General features: G+C 45.7%; 10 protein-coding genes. 5 read left to right on the forward strand and 5 right to left on the reverse strand.

What is annotated here, in order from left to right; translation table 11 throughout:
* Positions 1 to 141: 141 nt before the first annotated feature.
* The 3 genes from BLV90_RS15610 to BLV90_RS15620 all read right to left on the reverse strand — a co-directional run bounded on the left by BLV90_RS15610 (position 142) and on the right by BLV90_RS15620 (position 4,676).
* Positions 142 to 1,518, reverse strand: a complete 1,377-nt coding sequence (locus BLV90_RS15610; protein WP_091743019.1) for an RsmF rRNA methyltransferase first C-terminal domain-containing protein — start codon at positions 1,516 to 1,518, stop codon at positions 142 to 144.
* Between the two features lie 37 nt (positions 1,519 to 1,555).
* Positions 1,556 to 3,307 (reverse strand): adenine deaminase, encoded by a 1,752-nt coding sequence (gene ade / locus BLV90_RS15615; RefSeq protein WP_091743020.1) that lies wholly within the window; start codon positions 3,305 to 3,307, stop codon positions 1,556 to 1,558.
* A 91-nt stretch (positions 3,308 to 3,398) separates the two neighbouring features.
* Positions 3,399 to 4,676, reverse strand: coding sequence for a BaiN/RdsA family NAD(P)/FAD-dependent oxidoreductase (locus tag BLV90_RS15620; RefSeq protein WP_091743021.1), 1,278 nt, complete (start codon positions 4,674 to 4,676; stop codon positions 3,399 to 3,401).
* Between the two features lie 345 nt (positions 4,677 to 5,021).
* On the opposite strand from BLV90_RS15620, the gene BLV90_RS15625 reads away from it, so the two are divergent.
* From BLV90_RS15625 to trxA, 5 genes are all read left to right on the forward strand, one after another.
* Positions 5,022 to 6,728, forward strand: coding sequence for a long-chain-fatty-acid--CoA ligase (locus BLV90_RS15625; protein ID WP_091743022.1), 1,707 nt, complete (start codon positions 5,022 to 5,024; stop codon positions 6,726 to 6,728).
* 152 nt (positions 6,729 to 6,880) lie between these two features.
* The gene (locus tag BLV90_RS15630) at positions 6,881 to 7,468 is read left to right on the forward strand and encodes a fatty acid metabolism transcriptional regulator FadR (protein ID WP_425433910.1); all 588 of its coding nucleotides are present in this window, start codon (positions 6,881 to 6,883) and stop codon (positions 7,466 to 7,468) included.
* Between the two features lie 61 nt (positions 7,469 to 7,529).
* Positions 7,530 to 8,300, forward strand: coding sequence for an electron transfer flavoprotein subunit beta/FixA family protein (locus BLV90_RS15635; protein ID WP_091743024.1), 771 nt, complete (start codon positions 7,530 to 7,532; stop codon positions 8,298 to 8,300).
* 21 nt (positions 8,301 to 8,321) lie between these two features.
* On the forward strand, positions 8,322 to 9,305 hold the full coding sequence (locus tag BLV90_RS15640; RefSeq protein WP_091743025.1) for an electron transfer flavoprotein subunit alpha/FixB family protein: 984 nt from the start codon (positions 8,322 to 8,324) through the stop codon (positions 9,303 to 9,305).
* Positions 9,306 to 9,489: 184 nt separating this feature from the next.
* Positions 9,490 to 9,804, forward strand: a complete 315-nt coding sequence (gene trxA, locus BLV90_RS15645; protein ID WP_091743027.1) for a thioredoxin — start codon at positions 9,490 to 9,492, stop codon at positions 9,802 to 9,804.
* 88 nt (positions 9,805 to 9,892) lie between these two features.
* Here trxA and BLV90_RS15650 read toward each other — a convergent pair whose 3' ends face one another.
* The gene (locus tag BLV90_RS15650; RefSeq protein ID WP_091743029.1) at positions 9,893 to 11,029 is read right to left on the reverse strand and encodes a DUF7847 domain-containing protein; all 1,137 of its coding nucleotides are present in this window, start codon (positions 11,027 to 11,029) and stop codon (positions 9,893 to 9,895) included.
* Positions 11,030 to 11,326: 297 nt separating this feature from the next.
* Positions 11,327 to 11,509, reverse strand: a 183-nt coding sequence (locus tag BLV90_RS15655) for a zinc ribbon domain-containing protein (protein ID WP_143035076.1), incomplete at its 5' end; no start/stop codon positions are given.

The raw sequence follows: 11,509 nt of genomic DNA on the forward strand, positions 1-11,509 counted from the left end.
TCTAACTGTACAGGATGGGGTGATGACACACCCCTGAACTTGAGCGTTGTCCAAAACGGAAACGGATTGCGGACGCTAACGACTCAAGAATCCCACGGCGCCCGAAGGAAGTGCCCTTGGGGTGCTTCAGCCATGGGAGTGTCAAACTACTTCAGATCGTAACCATTTAGGATAATGATTTTTTAACAACCCCCCTGATACTTTGCCCCATCCCAGAGGAAAGTGATCGACTGTGACAAGGGTCCAGCCCTTTTCACCCTCGTAGGGAAGAGCTTCTCCCCGCAGGTAGCGCTGAAGCTGTTCATCTTTTGGAGAGAGGTTTATCCTGCGTTTTACTTCCTCAGATTTTAGAGCTAACGCAAGGGCGTGGGACGGAGCAAAATGTTTCCGCTTGGCCTGCCCAAGATGCAAACCAGGTCGTTCCACAACCAGCCCTTTTAGTGACGGTAAATCGTCAGGAATATGATACAGGTGATCGCCAAAGAGGGTGTAGGGACCAGGGAAGATATCTTCCACCAAAGTCTCCTTAGCAAAGTTGGAAAATACATGGGCCGCTTCTTTATGAACCGGAGGGAGTTTGCCAGGTTTTTGCCGTGCGCCTTCTTCTCCCGCTCTCTTTTCCAATACACAGATGAAATGCCCCTCTCCTCGTAAACGATGAGGCCATAGGCGGACTGCGTGGTTGAGAGATGGGTCTAGGTTTGCCCAGTCGGGCCGAGCAGGGGAGAAGTGATTAACCCCAGGAGCTCTAACGACTTCAAACTCGGGGTGATTGGATATAAATTGATGAATGACCGATTCGTTTTCTCGCGGATTAAAAGTACATGTGGAGTAGACGAGTCGACCGCCTGTACGCAACATCGGCGCAGTGGCTTCAAGGATGGAGAATTGGAGCTCTGCCGCAGCTTGGGTCGAGCGAAGGCTCCAACGCTCCATTGTAGCTGGATCTTTCCGGAACATTCCTTCCCCTGAACAGGGGGCATCGATCAGGATACGATCAAACCAGCCTGCAAAACGGGTAGTAAGATGCCTCGGGTCTTCTCCTAGGACGATAGCATTACGAACCCCACATCGCTCAATATTTTCTACGAGGGCTTTCCGACGTTCCCGGCTAATTTCATTAGCGATGAGGATACCAGAGCCTTTCATCTTTGCAGCAATTTGCGTGGTTTTTCCACCAGGTGCTGCACATAGGTCCAGCACTCGCTCGCCTGGTTTGGGGTCAAGGGCTTCTGCTGGGGCCATAGCGCTGGGATCTTGGATATAGTAAAGGCCAGCGGCATGAAAGACATGTTTGCCTGGCCTATCCTTATGGTGATCATAGAAAAATCCAGTATCAGTCCAAGGGATAGGTGTGAGTGTAAAGGGGAGACGGTCTTTTCCATCAGTAGGTGTTAACTTTAAAGAATTGACACGTAACCCACGGGAAGGCTCTTCTTGATAGGTAGCAAAAAAAGAATCTGCCTCCTCACCCAACAAATGAGTCATTTGTGTTTGATAATCGTTAGGTAATTGCATGAAGGTTCTCCTTCGATTTCCTTGAAGTAAGATCATCCTATATTGTTACTTTGTTAACTCCCACATCGGTGAAACAAAATCTCTCGACATCAAAGAGACCGCCATCTGTTAATTTAAGGTGAGGGATCACAGGGAGTGTGAGGAAGGATAGGCTGAGAAATGGATTGGATATAGAGGTACCGATCTCTTCCAAAGCCGATGTGATTTTCTTTAATCCGCTTAATAGACCCTCTGCAGAATCATCAGAAATGAGGCCAGCAATGGGAAGAGGGAGTAAGGCGAGCACTTGATCTCCGTCAGCGACAGCAAGCCCTCCCCCTACCTTTTCAATTGCCTTAGCAGCAGTTAACATCGAGCGATCATCTACACCTGCCAGAACGAGGTTATGGGAGTCATGTGCCATAGTCGAGGCAAGGGCTCCTCTTTTAAGACCCAATCCCTGTACGATTCCAAGGCCTACTCTACCCGAAGCATGATGCCGTTCGATGACGGCCATTTTTAATAAATCCTCACTGGTGCTGGTTTGGAAATATCCGTTGGATACAGGAACAGATGTTAGGATATGCTCGGTGATTAAGCTATCTTCAATAATACCGATTACGCGAGCATGAGAGCTATTCAGTGGAAGTTGTAAGTGGTTGCTTGTGAGTTCAGGTAGACGGACGCTATCCAGCAGTTGATTGGGGACGGAGTGAAGACGAGCTGGGAAAGCCCCTTCGATGGGTTGACCTTGCTCGGCCACCAATTGGCCCGATTTAAAAACCTGGTCTACGACAAAGGACTGTAGTCCGTCTACGAGCAAGAAGTCTGCATCATAGCCGGGGGCGATGGCTCCTTTTTGGCGAAGCCCAAAGCATTCAGCGGCATTGAGAGTCACCATCCGGATCGCTGTAATGGGGTCTAATCCCTGTCGAATGGCTTCTTTTACACAGTAGTTTACACTTCCGTCCGTTCTTATATCTGATAAATGTTTGTCATCAGTTACAAAGAAGCAGCGACGCGCATTGCGTTCATTGACAACAGGCAGCAGGGCGTGCATATTTTTAGCGACCGACCCTTCACGAATCATGAGATACATGCCTCGTTCTAGGCGCGTTCTAGCTTCCTCTTGGGAAACGCATTCATGATCCGTACGGATGTGGGCTGTCATGTAAATATTGATCCCTGTTTCATCTAAACCAGCTGCATGCCCATCGATTTGTGTAGTCGGCTGGTTAATCGCATCGATCAGTTTATCTAACATCTCTGGGTTACTGTCTCTGACAGAGGGGTAGTCCATCACTTCTCCAAGGCCAAGGATTCGAGGGTGACGATAAAGAGGACTAAGTGTTTCTGCATCTAAGGTTGCTCCATTTTTCTCCCAAGGAGTAGCTGGGACACTGGAGGGAAGCATGTAGTAGGTTTCCATGGGAAGATCCTCAGAGGAGTCTAACAAATACTGAATACCAGCAACCCCTGAGACATTGGCAATCTCATGGGGGTCAGCGATGAGGGTAGTAACACCATGGGGGATGACTGTTCTCGCAAAGGTTTCAGGGGTAACCAGTGCCGATTCAATATGAGCGTGACCATCGATTAATCCCGGTACGATAGTCATCCCTTTAGCATCGAGGGTTTCTTTACCTTCAAATGATCCGATTCCAACAAAGGAGCCATTACAGATGGCGACATCTCCCGTGATGATTTGTCCATTAAACACATCAACGATGTGTCCATTTTTAATAACGAGATCGGCAGGTTCTTTTCCGGCAGCAACATGAATGTTTTTTTGCAATTGTTGTCGATCCATTAAATATCGTCTCCTTTGATGTTGTGTAGCCGATAGCGGTGGCATGCCTGAATATCGACTTTTTCATAGATGTCATCGATATTTTCTGGTCTCAATCATAGGATAATCGATGGACAGAGCTCGCAGCGTGGTTACCTGCGGTATATCCTGTACTAAAAGCAGCGGTGATGTTGTAACCACCCGTGTAACCATGGATATCTAAAATCTCCCCTGCAAAAAATAAACCCGTTTTTTTCTTGGACTCCATCGTTTTGGGGACGATTTCTTTTAGATGGACCCCACCACCAGTGACAAAGGCCTTCTCTATGGATAAGGTCCCAGTGATTTGGATTGGGAAGGATTTCAAAAGACGAATCAGCTTGTGCCAGGCTTCTTTAGGGCGATTGGCAAACGTGATATTCTCCATCATACCTGCCAGTTGGAGAAGGAGTGGAACAGCACGTTCAGGAAGATGTCGTTTTAATAGGGTCTTTGCGGACTGTTTGGTGTGGGCTTGCCAATCTTTATCCAGAAGTTGTTCCAGCGTATGGAGGTTCTCCTTTGGAAACCAATCTAACTCCAAGGGGACATACTTATCCTCGCTCTTTTTTAATGCTTTGACTACAAATTGGCTACAGCGGAGGGCAATAGGACCCGAGAGACCAAAGTGAGTAAAGAGCATATCGCCAGTGTGAGAGATGAGCCGCTTTCCTTTTTGGTTATATACCGTTAACGATACGCCCCGAAGGGATAGACCCTGCCAATCACGTCGTTGAATAAACGGCTCATCAGAGGTAAGCGGCACCTCCGTAGGAAATAACTCGGTGATGGTGTGTCCACTAGCTTGAGCCCAGGCGTATCCATCCCCTGTGGAACCCGTTTGAGGGACAGACTTACCACCGACGGCGAGGATTACTGTGTGAGAAGATAACTTTTCGCCTGTGGCAAGGGATACTCCTGAAACTCTCTCATCGCTAAAGCGAAGGCCATTGACCGCGGTATGGAGGCGAATCTTTACTCCAAGGGAGCGGATCCGGTTAATAAGAGCATCCACTACAGCCTGAGCCTTATCTACAACAGGAAACATGCGTCCTTCATCTTCTTCCTTCAATGCTACACCGAGATTTTCAAAAAAACGGATGATATCGCGGTTATCGAAGGTGGCAAAGGGGCTATATAGAAAGCGGCCATTACCGGGAATATGTTGGATCACTTGTTCTGGTTCCCGATTATTGGTCACATTACAGCGGCCACCACCAGATATGGCCAACTTACGCCCTAGCTTACCCCCTTTCTCAAGAAGGAGAACCTTGGCGCCCTGTTCAGCAGCGGCGAGAGCAGCCATTAAGCCAGCGGGTCCCCCGCCCACTACAATGCAATCATGAATCATCCTGGTAGACTCCTTAGTTGACGGTTTCTTGCGATTCTACTCATTGTACCCGAAAAAAGGGGATGGGAAAATGGTAGTCGAGGATGTCTTTGTGAGAAGATTCTTGTTCAACGTCTTGAGTTAGAGGGATGGAGGATATAAGGGATTAATTTGCTAAAATTAACTAATTTAGGATATTAATGATGATTTGAATGGACGAGAAAAAAAGAGGACTCTGATTTTTTTGATCAAGTAGGTTTAAAAGCGAGAAAAAGTCCGTTAGAATGAAAAGGAAGCCAACCGTGCTTGGTTAGCTCATTGATCCTAGTGAATGAATGATCATTCAGGGATAAGGAGGGAACATTTATGGCAGCATTAGAGAAAGCATGGTTGCGTAATTATCCGAAGGAAACAAAAGCGAATCTGGAATATCCAGAGCAGCCGCTTACTGCTTTTTTAGAAAAAGCCGCTGCAGATTTTCCTAACCGGGAAGCAATCCACTTTATGGGCAAGCGCATCCGCTACCGTGAACTTCTCTCTGATGTGTATCGCATGGCACATGCTTTGAAAGAGATAGGCGTGCAAAAAGGGGAACGCGTGTCCATTATGTTAGCCAACTGCCCACAAGCCGTCATTTCATACTATGCGGTTTTGCTATTGGGTGGTGTTGTTGTACAAACGAACCCGATGTATAAAGAGCGGGAACTGGAACATCAATTGAAGGATTCCAAAACAGAGACCATCATCTGTCTTGATCTCGTATACAATCAGGTGGCGAAGGTTAAGGATAAGACCTCGCTTAAGCGGGTGATTGTGACAGGAATTCAAGATTACCTTCCTTTTCCTAAGAATGTCCTCTATTCGCTTAAGTTGAAAAAGGATGGCATGAATGTTACAGTCCCTAACCAACCAGGCCATTATTCTTTTTCTAGGATATTAAAGAAAGCGCTTGCAGCTCCTGTTGCTTCACAAGTATCCTCCATGGATGAAGTTGCTTTGCTTCAATATACAGGTGGTACAACCGGCTCAGCCAAAGGAGCGATGCTGACCCATCGCAATACGATTGTAAATGTGATACAGAGTTCTTCCTGGGTCTACCATGGTAAATATGGTGGGGAAAAAGTTTTGGGACTGGTTCCATTCTTCCATGTGTACGGGATGACTGTTGTCATGAATTACGGTATTTACATGGCAGCAACCTTGATTCTTCTGCCGAAGTTTGATGTGGAAAGTGTACTGAAGATGATTACTAAGGAAAAGCCAACACTCTTTCCTGGTGCACCGACCATGTACGTTGCTTTGATTAACCACCCTCAGATCGCTAAATACGACCTTTCATCGATTGAAGCTTGTATTAGTGGATCAGCACCGCTACCTTTGGTTGTGCAGGAGAAATTTGAAGAGCTGACAGGTGGGCGTTTAGTAGAAGGGTATGGTCTCACGGAAACTTCTCCTGTTACCCATGCCAATCCCATTTGGGAGAAGCGTAAAAATGGCAGTATCGGTGTGCCGTGGCCAGATACAGAGTGCCGCATTATCGATCCCTCAACCGGAAAAGAGCAACCCCAGGGTGAGGCAGGTGTTCTTCAGGTTCGTGGCCCTCAAGTGATGAAGGGGTACTGGAACATGGAGGCAGAGACGAAAAAAGTGATTCAGGATGGTTGGCTCAACACAGGGGATATTGCAACGATGGATGAGGATGGCTATTTTTACATCTTAGATCGTGAGAAGGATGTGATCATCGCTGGTGGATTTAATATCTATCCTCGTGAAGTAGAAGAAGTTCTCTACGATCATCCAGATATACAGGAAGCCGCGATTATTGGTGTTCCTGACTCTTATCGTGGGGAAACTGTGAAAGCATTTGTAGTATGTAAACCAGGTCGAAAGATCTCTGAGGAAGAGCTTAATCAATACTGTCGTGAAAAGCTTGCTAGCTTTAAAGCTCCACGTATTTACGAATTCCGCGAAGAGCTGCCTAAATCTTCGGTAGGTAAAGTACTGCGCCGAGTATTGGCTGAGGAAGCTCGAAAAAATGAAGGTCAAGAAGCGCTGTTGAAAAAAGGAAGCTGATTTTCATGGTGGGATATGAAGACGCTTTCATTCTTGCCTCTCTTTTTCCTCTCGTGCATATTGACAGAACGAAGGAGTATAGCATACACTGTACATGAATGAATAATCATTCATTTATTGCTCACCTCACTGTAGAAGGAGAACGGGACAACATGGCAGCTAAGCGCACTGGTGAAAAATACGAAGCAATTATTAATGCGGCGGTTCGCGTTATCGCCCAATTCGGCTATCATCAGGCACAAGTATCTAAAATTGCCCGAGAAGCCAAGGTAGCGGACGGGACCATATATCTTTACTTTGAAAATAAGGATGATGTGTTAATCTCCTTATTCAATGAAAAAATGGGTGCCTTCATTACCGATATGGAACAGTCGCTGTCTAAGGTCCCGTCACCTGATCAACAATTGAGAGAGCTTATTCGCTTACATTTTGAATATCTGGTGGAGGATCAACAATTAGCGATTGTCACCCAGATCGAATTAAGGCAATCAAATCCGGATGTACGCCGAGAAATTGGGAGGATCCTAAAGAAGTACTTTAATGTGATCGACCAAGTTTTGCTCTCCGGTGTGGAGGAAGGACTGTTCGGCAAAGATCTAAATGTACGAACAGCCCGCAATATGATCTTTGGAACCATTGATGAAACGGTTACCTCATGGATCATGAACGATTGTAAATTCAGCCTAATGGATCAGGTGGAACCAATTCATCGCCTATTCTTAAAAGGGCTCCAAAACTAACATCCATAAAGAAAGTCTCTGTGGTCCAAGCAGATTGAATTCAAAGGGGGAACCGAAAACTATGAATATTTTGGTATGCCTAAAGCAAACCTTTGACACGGAAGAGCGAATCGCTATTGAAGATGGCCAAATCAGTGAAGAAGGCGTAGAGTTTGTTGTGAACCCTTATGACGAATACGCAGTAGAAGAAGCGATTCGTTTGCGGGATGAGCATGGTGGGGAAGTAACTGTCATCACCATAGGCCCAGAACGTGCAGAGCAGGCAATCCGTACCGCGATGGCAATGGGTGCAGATAAAGGAATCATCGTAGACGATGAGGACTTGGAAGCTCCCGATGAGAACTCCATTGCAAAGATCTTGGCTTCAGTTATCAACGATCTTGAGTATGACATTATTCTTGGTGGATATATGGCAGTTGATGATGGTTCCGCTCAAGTGGGTCCTCGCCTGGCTGAACTACTGGATATCCCTCATATCGCTACCATCACAAAGTTGACTGTAGACGGAGATACCGTAGAAGTAGAAAAGGACGTAGAAGGGGATATCGAGTACATTCAGTCCAAGTTACCGCTCCTTGTAACAGCCCAACAAGGTCTTAACGAGCCTCGCTATCCTTCCTTGCCTGGAATTATGAAAGCAAAGAAAAAACCTCTAGAACGTATGGATATCGAAGATCTTGATATCGATGAAGATGAGCTGGAAGGTCGTACAGAAACTTTGGAAACCTACCTGCCACCGGCAAAAGAAGCAGGTAAGATCCTCGAAGGCGATCTCGACGTTCAAGCAAAAGAACTCGTACAACTTCTACGTAGCGAAGCTAAAGTGATCTAAGGGAAAGGGGAGGAACCACTCATGAGCAAAAATGTACTCGTATTGGCAGACGTGCGCGATGGTGAATTGCGTAATGTGACTCTGGAATGTTTAGCAGCTGGAACGACAGCCGCTGAAGGTGGCACGATTACCGTTGCTGTTTTCGGAAGTAATGGTAAAGATTTGGTAGAAAAGCTCGCTCATTTTGGGGCTGACCAAGTTCTCTTGGTGACCAATTCAGAGTTAGATCAATACTCTACTGATGCTTTTTTCCAAGCTTTTAAAGCAGTTATCGATAAAGTGAATCCCGATGTAATCTTGACCGGTCACACAGCTGTTGGCCGGGATGTTAGCCCGCGGATTGCTGCTCGCCTAGATATTGGTATGGTCTCTGACTGTACTGCTGTTGCATTGACCGAGGGTCGTTTGACCTTTACCCGTCCGATCTATGCAGGTAAAGCATTTGTAAAGAAAGCCTTCAAAGAAGGTGCTGTACTTGCTACCTTGCGTCCAAACAACATTCCAGCCCTGGAAAAAGACACGGGTCTTTCCGCAACGGTGGAAGAGCTAACTGTGGAACTACCAGCAGATTCCATCCGTACTCTAGTAAAAGAATTGGTTCGAAAAGCTTCTGAAGGGGTAGATCTTTCTGAAGCCCGGATCATCGTTTCCGGTGGCCGTGGAGTGAAAAGCTCAGAAGGCTTTAAGCCTCTTCAAGAACTTGCTGATGTCCTTGGAGCTGCTGTAGGTGCTTCCCGTGGAGCCTGTGACGCTGACTACTGCGACTATGCGCTACAAATCGGTCAAACGGGTAAAGTAGTAACCCCAGATCTATATATTGCCTGTGGGATTTCTGGAGCGATTCAACATTTGGCTGGTATGTCCAACTCTAAAGTCATCGTTGCCATCAACAAAGATCCTGAAGCAAGCATTTTCAGTGTTGCAGACTACGGTATCGTTGGCGATCTGTTCGAGGTAGTCCCGATGCTGACTGAAGAGTTTAAAAAACTGTTGGCTGAAAGTTGAGAAATACCACAATACATGGATATTGGACGGTGACGGGGAAATCCTCCGTCACCGGTTTATTTTATACGGGTAGGGGGTATATCTCAAATAAGGATCTTTCGATTACCGAAAGTCTTGGAAGATTCCCCTCCTCAGTGGTATACTGAGGATATCTCTACAAAGTACGAAGGAGTGAAGAAGCTTTATGGCTATCGCGAATATTACTGATCAAAGCTTTAATACTGAAACTGCTGCAGGGACAGTATTGGTTGACTTTTGGGCACCATGGTGTGGCCCTTGTAAGATGGTAGCGCCTGTCCTGGAGGAGATTGACCAGGAAGTGGGCGACAAATTGAAGATAAAGAAAGTCAATGTAGACGAAAACCCGGACAGCTCCGGCCGTTTTGGTGTTATGAGCATTCCTACATTGATGGTCTTTAAAAACGGAGAAATGGTGGATAAAATGATGGGCTTCCAGCCAAAAGAACAGTTGCTGGAATGGCTTCGTCCCCACATCTAAGCTTGTAATAAATAGCGCTCACAATTGCAAAGGAGGCGATCCAATTGGATCGCCTCCTTTGTTTATTCAAAATGGAGAATGAAGATATTCAGTCTTTATCATGCGGATCTGAGGGAAAGTGAGGATAGGATTGTGGGTTTGGGTTTTTTGCTTCTTTGTTGTTTTCTTCATGAGTAGCTGGCTTTGTTTCATTGTATGGGTTATCTCCATGGCTTGGCCCCTGATTTGGAGGAGGAGGTGTTTGCCAACCCAGATTATTGCTATTGGAGTTAAATCCCTCAGGGGAGGGGCCATTATCGGGAAATTGTCCGCCGTAATGGGGAGGCATGAAGGAGTTAGGCCCTGCTTCAGGGGTAATCCAGCGCCTTAGATAGTTATGATAACGAACGGCAATCAGGGAGAACATCAAACTACCGATGAGGGAGAAGACTAGAAAAGCGATAATCGAGAGAACCAGTAATGTAGTCCCACTCACACCCCCAACAGAAGAAAAAATAAAGAAAAATATAACCAAAATGGTTATGAAAATACCGATGAAAATCGAATAAATCATGATAAAGACGAGGGTGGCAAAATACTTACCAGGTGCCTTACGAAACAAAGTAAAAGAGAGCTTGATGGATTGCCAGGGGCCTTTGTTTTCAGCTGTTAAGATAAAAGGAGAAAACATGAAGACCATGGCAGTAAGAAAAACAGGGATCATGAACAAAAGGCTGACTAATGCTACGATTAAACCCTCGACTTCATTACCTGAATCTATCAAATATTTAGAGATCCGGTCTAAAATGGATGAAGGAATAGACACAACAGCAATAATAAGGTACATCAAAAGTAAATGACCTAACATGCGCCAAAAATAACGAGCGCCCATTCGGAAGTACGAACTAAAGCGGGTAGAACCACCCATAATCCCTTCGTTTGCCATCCCTGTGAGACCAGCAAGCTGGAAAGGGGTAAAGATGAAAACCGTAACAACGTAAAAAAGGCATAACAATATCAATGCAATGATCGCTTTTTCAGAAAAGAATAATAGAAGAAACTGTCGTTGTACTTCTGAGGAAGTCATCAGACCTTTAAGAGTAAAATTAGGAACGCTTGATACGATCAAATTAGTGAAAAAAGAAATGATCGCTAATAAAATCCCCCCAATAACAGCGTTATGGAAGGTAACGGCTCCCCATAGTTTAAAACCACTTCGTTTCCACATTTGAGAATGAGTAATCATATATAACCTCCTACAATGATACAATGATTTCTACTCCTACTATATACGAATAGGGAGGCTTATGGTTAGGGAAATTCATATTTAACACCCTTTAACCGAACAGAAGCCCCATTCTAATTGTTTTAGAATGGGGCTTCTGTGTCAGACAACCGTATTAATTGCTATGAGGGTCTGTAGGAAATGGGGGATAGGGCGGGTTTTATTATGTGTACTGAGTAGCACACTTGACACACTCCCACAGCTGAAGCCAGTGGGATTCTTGGGAGCTCCCATCTACCGACAGGATCGATTCCAAGCTTAGACGGTCTGCCCAACCGCAAGTACACGAAGTCCTTCTTGCAAGATGTTCTTGGCTGCATTGATGTCTCGGTCATGGTGAGAGTGACACGTAGGGCATGTCCATGCTCGCAGGTTAAGATTCTTCACATCCTTATTGCGGTAGCCACAGGCGGAGCATAGCTGACTAGAAGGAAATTGTTT

The organism is Marininema mesophilum (assembly GCF_900106775.1).
Lineage (GTDB): Bacteria > Bacillota > Bacilli > Thermoactinomycetales > DSM-45169 > Marininema > Marininema mesophilum.